Source organism: Pseudomonadota bacterium (genome assembly GCA_037200975.1).
In the GTDB taxonomy this organism is placed as follows: Bacteria; Pseudomonadota; Gammaproteobacteria; order Steroidobacterales; family Steroidobacteraceae; genus CADEED01.
The window spans coordinates 2,078,190-2,095,251 of the sequence record JBBCGI010000001.1; the positions used below are offsets into that span (position 1 = coordinate 2,078,190).

At 64.3% G+C, this 17,062-nt stretch carries 12 protein-coding genes and 1 riboswitch; of the genes, 4 read left to right on the forward strand and 8 right to left on the reverse strand.

The annotated features are described in order from the left end of the window. Positions 1-80 precede the first annotated feature (80 nt). The gene (locus tag WDO72_09180; protein MEJ0085843.1) at positions 81-2,303 is read left to right on the forward strand and encodes an EAL domain-containing protein; all 2,223 of its coding nucleotides are present in this window, start codon (positions 81-83) and stop codon (positions 2,301-2,303) included. A 27-nt stretch (positions 2,304-2,330) separates the two neighbouring features. Here the strand turns inward: WDO72_09180 and WDO72_09185 are convergent, their stop codons facing one another. Both WDO72_09185 and WDO72_09190 read right to left on the reverse strand, forming a co-directional pair. Continuing rightward, positions 2,331-3,374 (reverse strand): ribonucleotide-diphosphate reductase subunit beta, encoded by a 1,044-nt coding sequence (locus WDO72_09185; GenBank protein ID MEJ0085844.1) that lies wholly within the window; start codon positions 3,372-3,374, stop codon positions 2,331-2,333. A gap of 112 nt (positions 3,375-3,486) precedes the next feature. After that, on the reverse strand, positions 3,487-5,409 hold the full coding sequence (locus WDO72_09190) for a ribonucleoside-diphosphate reductase subunit alpha (protein MEJ0085845.1): 1,923 nt from the start codon (positions 5,407-5,409) through the stop codon (positions 3,487-3,489). A 97-nt stretch (positions 5,410-5,506) separates the two neighbouring features. Then, positions 5,507-5,747: riboswitch (cobalamin riboswitch) on the reverse strand. Between the two features lie 44 nt (positions 5,748-5,791). Between WDO72_09190 and WDO72_09195 the strand changes: the two genes are divergently transcribed. Next, positions 5,792-6,643 carry a c-type cytochrome gene (locus WDO72_09195; protein MEJ0085846.1) on the forward strand — a complete coding sequence of 284 codons (852 nt, stop codon included), beginning with the start codon at positions 5,792-5,794 and terminating at the stop codon, positions 6,641-6,643. Positions 6,644-6,706: 63 nt separating this feature from the next. Here WDO72_09195 and WDO72_09200 read toward each other — a convergent pair whose 3' ends face one another. Continuing rightward, complete coding sequence (locus WDO72_09200) at positions 6,707-7,453, reverse strand: SDR family oxidoreductase (GenBank protein ID MEJ0085847.1); 747 nt, start codon at positions 7,451-7,453, stop codon at positions 6,707-6,709. Positions 7,454-7,580: 127 nt separating this feature from the next. Between WDO72_09200 and WDO72_09205 the strand changes: the two genes are divergently transcribed. Next, on the forward strand, positions 7,581-8,531 hold the full coding sequence (locus WDO72_09205) for a LysR substrate-binding domain-containing protein (GenBank protein MEJ0085848.1): 951 nt from the start codon (positions 7,581-7,583) through the stop codon (positions 8,529-8,531). Positions 8,532-8,538: 7 nt separating this feature from the next. Here the strand turns inward: WDO72_09205 and WDO72_09210 are convergent, their stop codons facing one another. Both WDO72_09210 and WDO72_09215 read right to left on the reverse strand, forming a co-directional pair. Then, positions 8,539-9,156 carry a hypothetical protein gene (locus tag WDO72_09210; GenBank protein ID MEJ0085849.1) on the reverse strand — a complete coding sequence of 206 codons (618 nt, stop codon included), beginning with the start codon at positions 9,154-9,156 and terminating at the stop codon, positions 8,539-8,541. Positions 9,157-9,333: 177 nt separating this feature from the next. Beyond that, entirely contained in the window at positions 9,334-12,783 is a 3,450-nt protein-coding gene (locus tag WDO72_09215) for a pyruvate carboxylase (protein MEJ0085850.1), read from the reverse strand. A 127-nt stretch (positions 12,784-12,910) separates the two neighbouring features. Here WDO72_09215 and WDO72_09220 point away from each other — a divergent pair, with 127 nt between their 5' ends. Then, positions 12,911-13,831: an isoaspartyl peptidase/L-asparaginase gene (locus WDO72_09220; protein ID MEJ0085851.1), complete on the forward strand. Its 921-nt coding sequence runs from the start codon at positions 12,911-12,913 to the stop codon at positions 13,829-13,831. Here the strand turns inward: WDO72_09220 and WDO72_09225 are convergent. The 3 genes from WDO72_09225 to gshA form a co-directional block, all read right to left on the reverse strand. Further along, positions 13,828-15,060, reverse strand: a complete 1,233-nt coding sequence (locus WDO72_09225) for a diguanylate cyclase (GenBank protein MEJ0085852.1) — start codon at positions 15,058-15,060, stop codon at positions 13,828-13,830. The genes WDO72_09220 and WDO72_09225 overlap by 4 nt on opposite strands. 85 nt (positions 15,061-15,145) lie before the next feature. After that, positions 15,146-15,346, reverse strand: coding sequence for a hypothetical protein (locus tag WDO72_09230; protein MEJ0085853.1), 201 nt, complete (start codon positions 15,344-15,346; stop codon positions 15,146-15,148). A gap of 126 nt (positions 15,347-15,472) precedes the next feature. After that, the gene (gshA, locus tag WDO72_09235) at positions 15,473-17,053 is read right to left on the reverse strand and encodes a glutamate--cysteine ligase (protein ID MEJ0085854.1); all 1,581 of its coding nucleotides are present in this window, start codon (positions 17,051-17,053) and stop codon (positions 15,473-15,475) included. Positions 17,054-17,062: the final 9 nt, after the last annotated feature.

Below are 17,062 nucleotides of genomic sequence, written 5' to 3' on the forward strand. Positions count from 1 at the left end.
GCTCGTGCCACTATGTTCGACAACGCACAGTACGCGCCGGGCCCGGCTGGTTGAATCGATCGGAAAACTCCCGCAGGCCGATGCCGATTCCTATGCCTAACTATCGAAGCGTGCTCCTGGTCCAGGACGATTCCGCGGATGCCGCAGCGGTACGAGCGGCGCTCTCCAGCACCACCGCTTCGCTGCGGGTGGTTTGGGTCAAGACCTGCGCCGATGCCTTGCAACGCCTGACGGCGGACCGGCCGGGAGACGGCGCCCTGGCCGCGGTGCTCGTTGACCTGTTCCTGCCCGACAGCCAGGGGCTCACCACCTTCGAGCAGATATTCGCGATTGCGCCGCACATACCGGTCCTCGTGTTGTGCGCGTCCGAGCACGAGGAAATCGCCAGGCAGGCGGTGCAGCATGGCGCACAGGACTATCTGCTGCAGGCACGGCTCGACGACTATCTGCTGCCAAAGGCGGTGGCGAGCATGATCGATCGCGCGGCAATGACCGGCGCCCTCTTCGAAGAGAAAGAACGCGCCGAGGTCACTCTCAATTCGATCGGCGACGCCGTGATGAGCTGCGACAACGGCGGCCGGGTGACATATCTCAATACGGTCGCGGAAGCCCTGACCGGCTGGGCACGAGCCGAAGCGGCGGGACGTCACGTCGATGAGGTGTTTCGCGTGCTGGATGCGAGCACCCGTAAAGTCGCGGTGAATCCGATGGCTGCGGCCATGAGCGAGAATCGCACCGTTCTGCTCGCCCCGAACAGCGTTTTGAGCAGGCGCGACGGAGTCGAGGCCGCGATCGAAGATTCGGCGGCGCCTATTCACGATCGCCGCGGGCAGGTCACGGGCGCGGTGATGGTCTTCCACGACGTGAGCTCGACGCGCGCGCTGTCGCTCAGGATGTCACACCAGGCGCAGCACGACAGCCTGACAGATCTCCCCAACCGACTCCTGTTCCATGACCGCCTGAGGCAGGGCATGGCGCTTGCGCATCGGCACTCGCAGAAGCTCGCCGTCATGTACCTCGACGTGGATCGCTTCAAAAACGTCAACGACTCGCTCGGCCACGATGTCGGCGATCGCCTGCTGATCCTGATGGCACAGCGGCTGCTGGGCTGCGTGCGCACCTCGGACACGGTCAGCCGCCAGGGAGGAGATGAGTTCGTGATCCTGCTGCCGGAGCTGACCCGCGGCCTGGACGCCGGCATTCGCGCGGAGAAGATTCTCGCGGCGTTGAGCGCGCCCTACTCCATCGATATCCACAACGTGCACGTCACCGCGAGCATCGGGGTCGTCATCTTTCCGGATGACGGCAAGGATGCGGAAACGCTGTTGAAGAATGCCGATTTTGCGATGTACCACGCGAAGGAGTGCGGCCGCGGCAATTACCAGTTCTTCCGTGAGGACATGAACGTACGCGCACTCGAGCGCCAGGCGATCGAAGATGGCTTGCGCCAGGCCATCGCACAGGATGAATTCGTGTTGCACTATCAGCCGATCCTCGACCTGTGGAGCGGCGCACCCACCGGCGTGGAGGCGCTGCTGCGCTGGCGTCATCCCCAGCGCGGCTTGTTTCTGCCTGCGCAGTTCATCGGGATCGCCGAGGAATGCGGACTCATCATTCAGATCGGCCGCTGGGTTCTCGGTGAAGCCTGCCGACAGGCCGCGACCTGGGAGGCTGCCGGCCTGCCGTCGATGCGAATGGCCATCAATGTGTCGGCGGCGGAACTGCGCGACAGGGATTTCGTCGAGGGCGTGCGTCTGGCTCTCGCCGAGAGTGGCCTGGCACCGCAGCTACTCGAGCTGGAGCTGACGGAAACGTTCCTGATGCAGGACGCGACCTCGACCGCAGTCGTGCTGAATGCACTCAAGGCGCTGGGCGTGCGGCTGGCGCTCGATGACTTCGGTACCGGTTATTCGAGCCTGAGCCACCTGAAAGGCTTTCCGATCGACACGCTCAAGGTCGACCGTGCGTTCGTGCACGAACTCAACACCAACCCCGACGACGCGAGCATCGTGCGCGCCGTGATCACGCTCGGCAAGAGCCTGCAGATCCGTGTGGTTGCCGAGGGCGTGGAATCGGCCGCGCAACTCGCCTCACTGCAGGAATTTGTGTGCCCCGAAGGGCAGGGTCATCTTTTCGGCCGCGCGGTGCCCGCCGAGGAACTCGCTCCCTTGCTGAACCGGATCATCGCGGGCATGCGCGCCTTCGTCGAAGACGCGACGCTCGAAGTGCCGCTGCTCCATCCGGGAAAGACAAAACTCAAGAGCGAATCGAAAAGCGCGGCACGCCGCAACACGAGCAACTGAAGTTCACGGCATCTATCTATCCGCCGATCAACTACCGGGCAGGAGCTCCAGTTGCCCACGCCGCGCCACCCGCCGGTCGAACAGCCCCCACGCGCCCTCGTCGCCGTGCCACGCGCCGCCGGTCGCGGCCTTCGCGTACTCGGTGGCGCGCGTCTCGAAGAAGTTCGCATGCTCGACGCCATTCAGCATGGCCGTGAGCCAGGGCAGCGGATGTTCCTTCACGCCGTACACCTGCGGCAGCCCCAGCTGCTTGAGGCGCCAGTCGGCGATGTAGCGGATGTAGGCCTTGATCTCCGCGGCGGACAACCCTTCGATCGGTCCCATCTCGAAGGCGAGATCGACGAACCGGTCCTCGAGCTTCACCACGGTCCGGGCGCAATCGACGATGTCATCCTTGACGGACTGCGTCAGCGCACCGGTTTCCTGCGCGAAGGTGTGGAACAGCCGGATGATGCCCTCGCAGTGCAGGGTTTCGTCGCGCACGCTCCACGAGACCACCTGTCCCATCCCGCGCATCTTGTTGTGCCGCGGGAAGTTCAACAGGATGGCGAAACTCGCGAACAGCTGCAGCCCCTCGGTAAAGCCGCCGAACACGGCGAGCGTGCGCAACGTGTCGGCGTCCGTTTCGACGCCGAAGCCCTGCAGATAGTCGTGTTTGTCGCGCATCGCCGCGTAGTCCATGAACGCGGTGAACTCGCTGTCCGGCATGCCGAGCGTTTCCAGCAGCAGCGCGTACGCTGCGATATGCACGGTTTCCATGTTGGCGAACGCCGCCAGCATCATCTTGATCTCGGTGGGGCGGAATACGCGCGCGTAGCGCTCCATGTAGTTGTCCTGCACTTCGACGTCGGCCTGCGTGAAGAAGCGGAACACCTGCGTCAGCAGGTTGCGTTCGGCATCGGTGATGCGGTTGTTCCAGTCCTTGCAGTCCTCGCCGAGCGGGATCTCCTCCGGCATCCAGTGGATTTGCTGCTGGCGGCGCCAGTACTCGATGGCCCACGGGTAACGGAACGGTTTGTAGCTGCGCGATGGCGTGAGCAGGCCGGGTTTGTTGAGCAGTTCGATTTGCATGGTGGATGGTGCCGGGTGGGGAAAGTGGGGAGAGCGTTGAAGGGGTTGGATGCTGCAAGCCGGGTGGGAACGCTCTCCCCACTTTCCCCACCCGGCACCATCTCTTATCTCTTCACTGACATGACAGGCACTCGTCGTATTTCGCATCGTCGGTTTCGGGGCTCAGCGGTTTGACCGCCAGGACCCGCGTGTTGTCGGCCTCCACGCCGGCGAACCCGGCGCGCTGCACGCTCTTCGAGCGGCAGTAGTACAGCGACTTCACGCCGCGCTCCCAGGCCGTCCAGTGCAGCATCAGCAGGTCCCACTTGTGGATGTCGCTGCGTAGATAGAGGTTCAACGACTGGCCCTGGCAGATCAGCGGCGCGCGATCCGCCGCGAGCTCGATGACCCAGCGCTGATCGATCTCGAACGCGGTGCGGAATACGGATTTCTCGTCATCGGTCAAACCTTCGAGATGCTGCACCGATCCCTCGTGCGCGAGGATCGATTGCCAGGTCTCCTCGACATTGAGCCCCTTGGAATCGAACAATTTCGCCAGCGCCGGATTGCGCACGCTGAACGATCCCGACAGCGTCTTGTGCGTGTAGATGTTCGCCGGGATCGGCTCGATGCAGGCGCTGGTGCCGCCGCAGATCACCGAGATGCTGGCGGTCGGTGCGATCGCGAGCTTGTGGCTGAAACGCTCGAGCGCGCCGCGCTCGGCGGCATCCGGGCAGGCGCCGCGTTCTTCGGCCAACACGCGCGAGGCGGCATCGGCCTCGCGGCGCAGGTGCTTGAACATGCGCAGGTTGGCGGCACGCGCCAGCGCGCTTTCGAACGGCAGCCCGTTGTTCTGCAGGTAGGAATGGAAACCCATCGCGCCGAGGCCTACCGATCGCTCGCGCGCGGCGGAGTACTTCGCGCTGTCCATGCTCGCGGGCGCGTGGTCGATGAACTCCTGCAGCACGTTGTCGAGCATGCGCAGCACGTCTTCGATGAACCGCGGCTCGTCGCTCCACTCGTCCCAGGTCTCGAAGTTCACCGACGACAGGCAACACACCGCGGTGCGCGCCTTGCCGTGATGATCCACACCCGTGGGCAGCAGGATCTCGCTGCACAGGTTCGACTGACGGACCTTGAGGCCGAGTTCGCGCTGGTGTGCGCTGAGGTGGTTGTTGGCCGTGTCGCTGAAGAGCAGATAGGGCTCGCCGGTCTGCAGTCGCGTCTCGAGAATCCTCTGCCACAGGTGCCGCGCCGACACCGTCCGCAGCGCTGCGCCGTCTTTCGGGCTGCGCAGCGCGAACGGCAGGTCATCGCGCACCGCTTGCATGAATTCGTCGGTGATGCAGATGCCGTGGTGCAGGTTCAGGCTCTTGCGGTTGAAGTCTCCCGAGGGCTTGCGGATCTCGATGAACTCCTCGATCTCGGGATGATGCACATCCAGATAGACGGCCGCGGAGCCGCGGCGCAGCGATCCCTGCGAGATCGCCAGCGTGAGCGAATCCATCACGCGCACGAACGGGATGATCCCCGAGGTCTGGCCGCAGCCCTTCACCGTCTCGCCGATGGAACGCACTCCACCCCAATACGTGCCGATGCCCCCGCCGTTCGAGGCCAGCCAGACGTTTTCCGTCCACGTTCCGACGATGCCGTCGAGATTGTCCTCGACTGCATTCAGGAAGCAGGAAATAGGCAACCCGCGCGACGTGCCGCCGTTGCTGAGGATGGGCGTGGCCGGCAGGAACCACAGCTTCGACATGTAGTCGTACAGCCGCTGCGCGTGCGCGGCGTCGTCGCCATAGGCGCGCGCGACCCGGGCGAACAGGTCCTGCGTGGTTTCGCCGGCAAGTAGATAGCGGTCCTGCAACGTGGCGCGGCCGAAATTCGTCAGCAGCGCGTCGCGGGAGGGGTCGGTCTTCACTTCGATGGCGGCGCGTGCCGCCTTCGCCCCGTCGCTGCCCGGAGTGAGCGGCGTGACGCCGGTGATCTTGCGAGGAGCGCGCTTTTTCGCGCGCGTATGTCCGGAAATTCCATCTGCCGCCGCCGGTGTAGACATCGCTCTCTCCCTGTTTTTTCGGAGAGAGCGGAGCGGCGCGAAATTCTGCGGACGGCAGAAAGCTTCAACGCTGCTGCCGGCACACCCCGTCCGTTCAGAAGTCTAAAGTGTGCCCGGCAGGTCTCCTGGCTCACCGCTCGGTCACGAACTTCCGGCCTTCCCAAGAACCCTGCGGCTCCCAGTGGCCTAACAACCCCCGAAAGGGGTTGCGAAGAATCGCTCGCGGTCTACAGTTGCGGGGGCAGCCACGGATTCGCGGAACTCTTTTTCAAGAATCTCCTCTGACCGTGTTCCCTTTTCATCGCGCTCACGCGCGAACCGATGCACGACAAGATGTTGTGTTTTTCGTCGATGGATTGTCAACATCTTGTGGTTGCAACGTATGAAAAAGTTTTTGCAGTGGACGGGATTCGTGGTCGCGGGCCTGGTCGTGGTCGCCGTGGTGGGCTGCGTGTGGATCTATTTCGCCTCCGAGGCGGAGTTCGATCACCGCTTCACGCTGGCGGCTCCGCAGGTGCCGGCCATACCCGCCGATGCAGCGTCGATCGCCGAAGGTGAACGTCTCGCCCGCATGCGTGGCTGCATGCACTGCCATGGCGAAAATCTCGCGGGCGCCGTGCCGCTCGACATTCCGAACCTGGTGAGATTCGTCGCGCCGAACGTGACCACCGCCGTGCCCCAGTACAGCGATCCGGATCTCGTCAACCTGATCCGCGGCGGCGTGCGGCGCGATGGCACCAGCACCTGGTTCATGCCGGCGAGCATGTTCGCCCACATGAACGATGAGGATCTCGGCCGCATCCTGGCTTACGTGCGCGCGGTGCCGGCGCGCGGCGGCATCAGCGGCGCAACCGAAATGCGTCCGCTCGGCCGCATGATCGTCGCCAAGGGCGATTTCAAATCGAGCGCGCGGGAAGTAGCCGAGCTGAATGAATCGCAGATCCCGGTCGATCCCGCGGATCCGGTGGGCCGCGGGCGCTACCTCGTCATGAACCTGTGCAGCGAATGTCACGGGCAGGACCTGAACGGCGACGCCCTCGCTCAATCGCCACCGCTTGCGGTCGCGAAAACGTACACCGACAAACAATTCGCGCGCCTGATGCTGGAAGGCGTCGCGCTCGGCGACCGCAAACTTCCGTTGATGGGCGAGACCGCCCGGGCGCGCTTTTCGCCGCTCAGTGCGGATGAAGTGCGCGCGATGTACACCTACCTGCGCTCGCGCGACGCGGGCTGAACGCGCCGGCGGCGCGGCCGGAGCCCGTGCCCCGGCCCGCCGCGCGGGATAGTTAGAGCCGCCTCAGGCGTTGTAGCCGCCATCCACCGCGATGGTCGCGCCGGTGATGTAGCTCGCGCCTTTGCTCGCCAGGAACGCGACGGTCGCGCCGATTTCCTCCGGCTTGCCGTAACGGCCGAGCGCCGTGCCGCCCTTCAATACCTGCACGAAGTCGCGCTCGTCGTCGCGGTTCATGTCGGTGTCGATCGGGCCCGGCTCGATCACGTTGACGGTGATCCCCTTGGGCCCGAGATCGCGCGCCCAGCCGCGCGTGTACGCGGCGACCGCCGCCTTCGTCGCCGAGTAGTCGGCGATGCCCGGCCAGGGCGACGACGTGCCGCCCATCGAGCCGATCGAGATGATCCGCCCGCCGTCCTTCATGAGCTTCGCCGCCTCGCGCACCGCGGCATTGACGCCGCCGACGTTGATCGCGAACTGCTTCTCCACGTCTTCCACCGTCACGCTGCCGACCGGACCTGTGATGAACACGCCCGCGTTGTTGACGAGGATGTCGAGGTGGCCGAAATGCTCGGCAACCTTGTTGACGAGCTCCGCCACCTCGGCGGTTTTGCCCTGGTCGGCCTTGAAGGCCACGGCGCGGACGCCCTTGTCCTGCAGCTCGCGCACCAGCGCCTTCGCCTTGTCGGGCGAACTGACGTAGCTGATCGCCACGTCCGCGCCGTCGTCGGCCAGTGAGCGGGCGATGGCCGCGCCGATTCCGCGCGCACCGCCGGTTACCAGGGCGGCTTTTCCTGTGAGTTTCTTGGTCATGGTCGTATTCCTTTCATTCGATGATTTGGCGCGTGGATTCGCGTTGCAGCCAAGTTATTAGCTATGCCGGTGGCGATAAATAGCCCACAAGTGACAACTTTATTCCCAATAGGGAATAATCGACCCGATGCCAATCGCTCCGTCCAGCTTCAACCAGATGCTCGCCATGCGCGTCTTCGTGCGCGTCGTGGACTCCGGCACTTTCACGAATGCCGCGAACTCGCTGCGCATCCCGAAGCCGACGGTCACGAAGCTCGTCCAGGGCCTCGAGAATCATCTGCGCATCAAGCTGCTCAATCGCACCACGCGCCGCGTGAGCGTCACGCCCGACGGCTCGGCGTACTACGAACGGGTCGTGAGGTTGTTGGGCGATCTCGAGGACATCGAATCGAGCGTGACGCACGCCAAGGAAAAGCCGCGCGGCCGGTTGCGTATCGACGCCGGCGCCGCCGTGACCACGTTCATCATCCTGCCGGCGCTACCGGCGTTCCTCGCGCGGTATCCGGACATCGCCGTCGAATGCGGCGTCAGCGACCGCCCCGCCGATCTCATTGGCGACAATGTCGACTGCGTGATCCGTGGCGGGCCGCTGCTCGAACCGTCGCTGGTGGCGCGGCGCATCGGCGATCTGCGCTGGCTCACCTGCGCGACGCCCGCGTATTTCGAAACCCATGCGATGCCGAGCCACCCCACCGATCTCGAATCCGGCCATACGCTGGCGGGTTATTTCTTTCCGCGCAGCGGCCGGATGCGGCCGCTGCTGTTTCAGCGCGACGGCAAACGTATCGAGATCCAGCCGAATCCGCGCGTCGCGGTCAACGATTCCGCCGCGCACTTCGCCTCCCTGCGCGCCGGCCTCGGACTCGGGCAGATCATCTCGTTCATGGTTTCGGCCAGTGGCGCGACGCGCGAGCTGGTGCCGGTATTGCAGAGCTGGCAACCCGAGCCCCTGCCCGTGCACGTGCTGTATGCCGCCAACCGGCATCTGTCGACCAAAGTGCGCGTGTTCGTCGACTGGGTGGCCGAGTTGTTCGCGCAGAGTCCGTGCACGCGCCTGCTGACATCAGATCCGCGATGAGACGGCTCTACCGCTTGCGCTGACCGAGAACCCGGCTCTCGAGCCGCAGGGGTTCATCCGCGGAATTCCCCTCCGGCATGTACCAGGCGCCGCAGCGCGAAGTCCGCTTCCATTCACCGTCGACCTTGTCCAGCCGCGCGATGGAACCGCGCTCGCCGTTGAGCTCGATCGAGAGCCAGGCGCTGTCGAGCGTGGGATTGAAGACCACACGCGACATCGCGAAATAACGCATGCGTGGGTTCTTCTTGCGCGCCAGCCTGAAACCGGCGAATTCCGCGGTGGCTTCTTCCAGCACGACCGGCGCCGCGCCGACCGCCTTGAGCTGCTCGAGCATGGCCTGCGAATCCTGCGCGGAAAGACCGCAGAATTCCTCGCGGTCCGGATCGTCCATCGCGATCGAGATGAAATTCGCGGCGCTGAAGTCCGACTTGAAGTACCAGAGCTTGTAAGGACGATCCGCGTTGTCGCTGGCGATGGTTGCCGCCATCACGCTCCACACCGCGAGTTCCTCACCCGTTACGCCGGAATCACCCCCGGCTGCGCCGGCGGGCACCGACGCCGAAAGGAACAGGCATGAGAGAACGGCGGCAAATCGAAGGCGGACCTTGTCATTGAAAGTTTTCATGGGCGCGACCGTAAGCAAACGCGGCGCGCGTTTCCATTGCAGAAGCGGAAGTTGCGAACTCCGTCGGCCGCCGCACGCTTGGTGCGCGCGATTTCCCCGCTCGCGCCATCACGGTGCGATCAAATGTCGAACGGCCGATGAGAAATTCTCAGGCCGCCCGCACTTTTCACGATGCTGTCACGAAAGAACGACTAACAGGTCCTTCGCATCGACCTGCAAGCCCGGCTTTGCGAGCACTTCGGCCACGGTGCCGTCGGCTTCGGCGCGTACGCTGGTTTCCATCTTCATGGCTTCCATGGTCAGCAGCAGATCGCCCTTGGCCACTTTCGCGCCGACCACGGCCTTCACGGTGGCGATGGTCCCGGGCATCGGCGCGCCCACATGTTTCGTATTGCCCGCTTCCATCTTGCGCTGCGGCGGCCGCTTGGCGACCTGCGATTTGTCGGTCACGACAATGGAACGCGGCTGGCCGTTCAGCTCGAAGAACACCTGGCGCGTGCCGTCGTCGCGTACTTCGGACATCGCCACGAAGCGCACGATCAGCGTCTTGCCGCGTTCGATGTCGACGCTGACCTCTTCGCCCGGCTCCATGCCGTAGAAGAACACCGGCGTCGGCAGGATGGCGAGGTCGCCGTATGCCGTGCGGTCCCGGGCGTAGTCGAGAAAAACCTTCGGATACATGAGGTAGGACGCGAACTGCGTGTCGGTCGCGGCGCGGCCCAATTTCTCGTCGAGCTTCTTGCGTTCCGCCACCAGGTCGAGCGGCGCCATCAGCGCGCCCGGCCGCTGTTCGAGCGGCTTCTGCCCCTTGAGCACCTTCTTCTGGATGCCCTCGGGCCAGCCGCCCTCGGGCCGGCCCAGGTCGCCGCGCATCATCTGCACCACCGACTCGGGGAACGCGACTTCGAAGGCGGGGTCGATGACCTGTTCCTTCGTGAGCCCGGACGACACCATGAGGATCGCCATGTCGCCCACGACCTTCGAGGACGGCGTCACCTTCACGATGTTGCCTAATATCTGGTTCACATCGGCATACGCCTGCGACACCTCGGGCCAGCGCGAATCGTCGAGGCCGACGGAACGTGCCTGCTCCTTGAGATTGGTGTATTGCCCGCCGGGCATCGCGTGCACGTACACCTCGGAGGCGCCGGCACGCATGTCGCTCTCGAACGCGAGGTAGTTCTTGCGCACCTGCTCCCAGTACATCGAGATGGCGCGCACGGCGCCGTGGTCGATGGCCGGATCGCGTTCGCTGTACCGCAGCGCTTCGATGATGGAGCCGAGGTTCGGCTGCGACGTGAAACCCGACATGGCATCGATCGCGCCGTCGACGGCGTCGCAGCCCGCGGCCACCGCCGCGAGCACACTCGCCGCCGCGATGCCGGACGTGTCGTGCGTGTGGAAGTGCACCGGCAGTCCAAGCTCCTGCTTGAGCGCCTTCACGAGCATGAACGCCGCGTTCGGCTGGCACAGGCCCGCCATGTCCTTGATGCCGAGGATGTGTGTGCCGGCGGCCTTCAGCTTGCGGCCCATCTCGAGGTAGTAGTCGAGCGTGTACTTGGTTTCGTTCGGCGACGAGAGATTGCCCGAATAACAGATGGCCGCTTCGCACAGCTTGCCGGTCTCGAGCACCGCGTCGATGGCGACGCGCATGTTGTCGACCCAGTTGAGCGAGTCGAACACGCGGAACACATCGATGCCGGAAGCCGCCGCCTGTTTCACGAACGCGCGCACGACGTTGTCCGGGTAGTTGGTGTACCCCACGGCATTGGACGAACGCAGCAGCATCTGCAGCAGCAGATTCGGCATGAGTGTGCGCAGCTGCTCGAGGCGCGACCACGGATCTTCCTTGAGGAAGCGCATCGCGACGTCGAACGTGGCGCCGCCCCAGCACTCGACCGAGAACAGCTGCGGCAACATGTGCGCGTAGTAAGGCGCGATGGCCGCCATGTCGGACTGGCGCATACGTGTCGCCAGCAGCGACTGGTGCGCGTCGCGCATCGTCGTGTCGGTGATCAGCACTTGTTTCTGCGCGAGCATCCATTGCGCGAAACCGGCCGCGCCGAGCTCCTCGAGCTTCTGCCTGGTGCCGGGTGGCGGCGCCTTTGCGACGTTCACTTTCGGCATGCGCGCCAGCACCATGCTCTTGGGCTTCAGGCGCCCCTTCACTTCCGGATTGCCATTGACGATGGTTTCGCCGATGAACGACAGGACGCGCGTGGCGCGATCCCGCTTCTTTTCCCACTTGAACAGCTCGGGCGTCTCGTCGATGAACTTGGTCGTGTATTCGGCGTGCGCGAACTTCGGATGCGTGATCACCTGGTCGAGAAAGCGCAGATTCGTGGCGACGCCGCGAATGCGGAATTCCCACAACGCGCGATGCATGCGCGCGATGGCTTCGACCGGATTCGGCGCCCACGCGGTCACTTTCACCAGCATGGAGTCGTACGAACGCGTGAGGATGGCGCCGGCATACGCCGTGCCCGCATCGAGCCGGATGCCGAAACCCGCCGGGGAACGATACGCGGTGATCTTGCCGTAGTCAGGCGAGAAGCCGTTCTCCGGATCTTCCGTCGTGACACGGCATTGCAGCGCGTGCGAAGTCAGGTGGATGTCCTCCTGCTTCGGAACGCCGCTCGCTTCGTCGCCGATCTTCGCGCCATCGGCGATGCGGATCTGCGCCTTCACCAGGTCGATGTTCGTCACGGCCTCGGTGACCGTGTGTTCGACCTGGATGCGCGGATTGACCTCGATGAAGTAGAACTTGCCGGTTTCCGCGTCCTGCAGGAATTCCACCGTGCCGGCGTTGCGGTATTTCACCGCGCGGCCGATCTGCAGCGCGTAACCGCACAACTCGGCGCGCTGCGCGTCGGTCAGGAATGCCGCGGGGGCGCGCTCGACCACCTTCTGGTTGCGCCGCTGCACGGTGCAGTCGCGTTCGAACAGGTGTACGAGATTGCCGTGGGTATCGCCGAGGATCTGCACTTCGATGTGCCGCGCCTTGCGCACCAGCTTTTCGAGATACACCTCGTCGTTGCCGAACCCCGCCTTGGCTTCGCGGCGTGCCACCGGCAGCAGCTCCGTCAGCTGCGCGTCGCTCTCGATGACGCGCATGCCGCGCCCGCCGCCACCCCAGCTCGCCTTGAGCATGACGGGATAACCGACCTGCGCGGCCAGCTGCTTGGAAGTCTCGATGTCCGCCGGCAGCGGCGGAGTCGCGGGCATCACCGGCACGCCCGCCGAGGTGGCCAGATTGCGCGCGGCGACCTTGTTGCCGAGCGTGCGCATGATGTCGGGCGTGGGGCCGACGAAGATCACGCCGTCGCGGTTGCAGGCCTCGACGAAATCGGGATTCTCGGAAAGAAAACCGTAGCCGGGATGAATGGCATCCGCCTTCGCTTCGGCGGCGATGCGCAGAATGTCCTCGATGTCGAGGTAGGCATCGACCGGCGCCTTGCCGCGCCCCACCAGGTACGCCTCGTCGGCCTTGGTCCGATGCAGCGAGAAGCGGTCTTCCTGCGAGTAGATCGCGATGGTGCGGATGCCCAATTCGTTGGCGGCACGCATGACGCGAATCGCGATTTCACCGCGATTGGCGACCAGCAGGCTGCGGATGCGAGTCAGCATGAATGGCTTCTTCTAATATGATTCCCCGGACGCGGAATCTTATCGAAATTGCCAGGCCAATCCGCCGTCAATTTCGGTGCTGGTGACGCTCGCATGCACTTGGGTTGTGCGGATTCGAGGAGAAGGCATGTTCGCAATCGCAATTCACGGTGGCGCCGGCGTGTTGGCGCGCGGCGATCTACGCGCGGAGCAGGAACGCGAGTACCTGGCCGGTCTCGAGGCCGCACTCGACGCGGGTTATGGCCTTCTCGAAAGGGGCGGTTCGAGCCTCGATGCGGCGATCGCGGCAGTCTGCATGCTCGAAGACGATCCGTTGTTCAACGCGGGACGTGGCGCGGTGCTGAATCGCGATGGCGTGGCCGAGCTAGATGCCTCGGTCATGGACGGCAGGACCTTGGGCGCCGGGGCGGTCACCGGCCTCAGGCACGTGAAGAATCCCATCGAACTGGCGCGGCTGGTGATGGACAAGTCGCCGCACGTGATGCTGGTTGGCGAAGGCGCCGAAGATTTCGCGCGCTCGCAGGCGGTCGAACTGGTTTCCAACGAATACTTCCGCACGCCGGTGCGCCAGGAGCAATTGCAGCGGCTGCTCGGCGGAATCGTCACGCGCGAGAACGAACTCGCGGCCTTCGGCACCGTGGGCGCCGTGGCAGTGGATGACAAGGGAAATCTCGCCGCGGCCACATCCACCGGCGGCATGACGGGCAAACGCTGGGGCCGGGTCGGCGATTCGCCCGTGATCGGCGCGGGGACTTATGCAAACAATGCCAGCTGCGCGGTTTCGGCTACGGGCCACGGCGAATACTTCATCCGCAGCGTGCTGGCCCACGACATCAGCGCGCAGGTGGAATACCTGAAAGCGCCTTTACAGACCGCGGTCGACAACGTGCTTGGAAAGATGGCGGCGCTCGGCGGCAACGGCGGCGTCATCGCGATCGACACTCGCGGCAAGATCGTGCTCGAGTTCAACAGCGAGGGAATGTTCCGCGGCCGGCGCAGCTCGGACGGCGTTCGCGAGGTCGCGATCTACCGTCAGCAGACTAGTTAGGCCGTGGAGACTTCGCGCAGCGGCAGCACCGCGGTCGCGGCCGGATCTGCCTTGTTGGCGCCATGTTCGACGCCCACGAAACGATCGCGGCCCTGGTGTTTGGCGGCGTACAGCGCCTGGTCCGCCAACGCGACGGCGGCATCGTGTGTGGCCACTCGATAGGCATCCACCGACACCACGCCGACGCTCACCGTGACGTAGGGCTGCGCAACGGAACCGGCGTGCGGAATCCGCAGCTCGCGCACCGCCGTGAGCAGCCCGCGCGCGATGCTTTCACCATAGGCTTTATCGGCGCCGTACAACACGGCCACGAGCTCCTCGCCGCCGTAACGCGCGACGAAATCGAGCGGCCGGCGGCGCGCGGCATCGCGCAACGCGCTCGACACCCGGCGCAGGCAATCGTCGCCGGCGATGTGGCCGTATTTGTCGTTGTAGGCCTTGAAGCAATCGAGGTCGATCATGATGACCGCGACCGTCTGGCGATCGCGCTGCGCCTGTTGCCAGACGCGGCGGATCTGGTCTTCGAAGGCGGCGCGATTGAGCAACGCGGTGAGGCCGTCGTGAGTCGCGACCTCGGTGAGCTGCCGGTGTTCGAGGAAGGCGGTGCGATTTGCGTGTTCGAGCGCGTAAGAACCGGCGCAGCCGACCAGGTTCGCGGTGAACAGCGTAAACATCAGGTAAGTGGCCGTGGCGGTCGGCATGGTGCCGGCGAGAAACGCGATCACCAGCGCCGCGAACACGATCAGGTTGGCGCGGATGGCGGCGCGCAGCCCCAGACCGATCATGAAGTAGAAGAAGAACGACGCCAGCAGCAGCCGGCCGCCGACCAGTGGCACTTCGCCGGCTGGCGAGAACGCGGACATGATCACGGTGCCGATGCCAAACAGCGGCGCGATGATCGTGATGCCGAGCTCGTACCAGCGATCGTAGAAACGCTGGGTTGTGAACACCAGCATGAGGACGACGGCGGGCACATGCATGCCGAAGCGGACCAGATTGGTGATGCGCGAGTGCTCGGAGGAGAGCACGAAGTGATCGAGGATCGCGAAACCTACGACGGTGCAGGCCGACACGATGATCGCGATGCGGTTCCAGCCGTGCAGGCGCTTGCGATGCCCGGTCTGGTATTCACTTTCGAGCGGTTCGGGAAAACGCAGGAAACGAAAACCCGTCGCGAGCAGACGCGCCGCGTCCGAAGTACTTGGCGACGATATTTTCGTGGGCGCCATACGTCCTGACCCTGTGGATCTCGCTGATCGAGAGGAGCTTTGTATGTGTTCGGCGGCTGGCGTGCAACTGCCGCGAGAGGCGCGATTAACGCGGCGCGGAATCCAGCGGATGGGGACGGGAATGTGTCTTCACGCGCGTGCGCCAGACTTCGTACGGGCTCCAGGCCTGCTTGCGCACCGGAGTCGCGATCTCACGCTGAACGGCGGGCGAGATCCCATCTTCGTTTGCTGCGTTCGAGTTACCCAAGTCGAGCAGGTCCTGCTCGCTCTGATTCTTGGTTTTCATTATCCGTCCCTGAAGCTGTGGACCTTTCGGTCTTCTGGCGGGGATTCTAATCCGCCGATTGTTAAAGGATAGGCTCCGAGAACAAGATTTCGCACATATGTCAAGACTTAGACTTGCGTCACAGTTTTATCCCGCCGAGTACTCGGCCAGGTACTGGGCAAAAGACATCCGATCTGAAGCCTCGATGTGCGATTGCGCCCTTAGGGACTCATCAGCTTCGGCCCTGAATTCGGCCTGGCGCTCGACATTCGGCGCGTGCAGCGCCAGGAAATACTCCTTGTGGAGCTTCGACATGCGCAAGGCGAGGTCGAAGAACGACTCGCCGGTGCTCTCGAGCTCGCTCAGCATCCGGGCGGAAGGCGTCAAAGCGACGTTCTCGATCTTCGCCGCCTGGACCGCCAGCGCCGCCGAATAGGGCTTGGCCGCATCGCCCCGATCGAAGATCTCGGCGATGCCCTGCATCGAATCGAGCAGCTCGCGCGCCCACGACTGCATCGATGCGGGCCGCCCATCGCGCGTCAGCGTGAGCCCGGGCTCGCGGCCGCGGCGCGCGACCGTCACGTGGTTCGCATCGAGCGTGTCCTGCTCTGACACCTCGATCGGCGGCGAATCCTTCATCAGGCACAGCGCCAGGAACACTTCGAGGAAACGCAGCTTGTTCTGGTTGACCCCGACCGGGTCGAACGCGCTCACGTCGAGCGCCCGCACCTCGACGTATTCCACACCGGCGCGCAGCAGCGCCTTGGTCGGGCGCTCGCCCGAGCGAGCCACGCGTTTGGGACGGATGAAGCTGTAGTACTCGTTCTCGATCTGCAGGATGTTGGCGTTGAGCTGCCGGTATTCGCCGTTCACCTCGACACCTAACTTCTCGTACGGCGCATGCGGCGTGCTGATGGCACGCGACAGGTCGCGAACGTATTCGTCCAGGCTGTTGACCGAGACCGACAGGCCCGCCTGGTTGCGGTTTCGATAACCGAGATCGCTCATGCGCAGCGAGGTGGCGTACGGCTCGTACGAAGTGTCCTTCGACAGGCGCGGCAATGTCACGTTGCGGCCGCGCAGGAAGGAGTTGCACACCACCGGCGATACGCCGAACAGATAGAGCACGAGCCAGCCGTGGCGGCGGTAGTTGCGCAGCAGGTGGAAATAACGCTCGGAGATGAATGCCTGCCCGCGCATCCGCGACTGCACGACGTCGGCCCACGGGTCCCACATCTTCTCGGGGAACGAGTAGTTGTAGTGCACGCCGGAGATGGCCTGCATGATGCGGCCGTAGCGCACGCCCAGGCCCTCGCGGTAAACGGTTTTCATGCGCCCGATGTTCGACTTGCCGAACTGCGCGATGGGGATGCTGGCATCGCCGTCGAGAATCGACGGCATCGAGGTGGCCCACAACAGCTCGTCACCGAGATGTTGATAGACGAACTGATGCAGGTCGAGCAGGTACTGCAGCAACTCCCAGCTGGTGCGGAAGGTGGGCGTCACCAGCTCGATCAGCGCCTCGGAGTAGTCCGTGGTGATGTGTTCGTTGGTTAACGCGCTGCCGAGCGCCGCCGGATGCGGTGTCTGCGCGATGTGGCCGTCGGGCGTGACGCGCAGGGATTCCTTTTCGAGACCCTTGCGGCCGCCCTGAATGATCTGCGGCTCGCCGCTGTTGATGAGCGCCGCGAGCGTCTGTTCGAACTGTCGGTCGATGGCGGCTCTCATGAAGGGGCG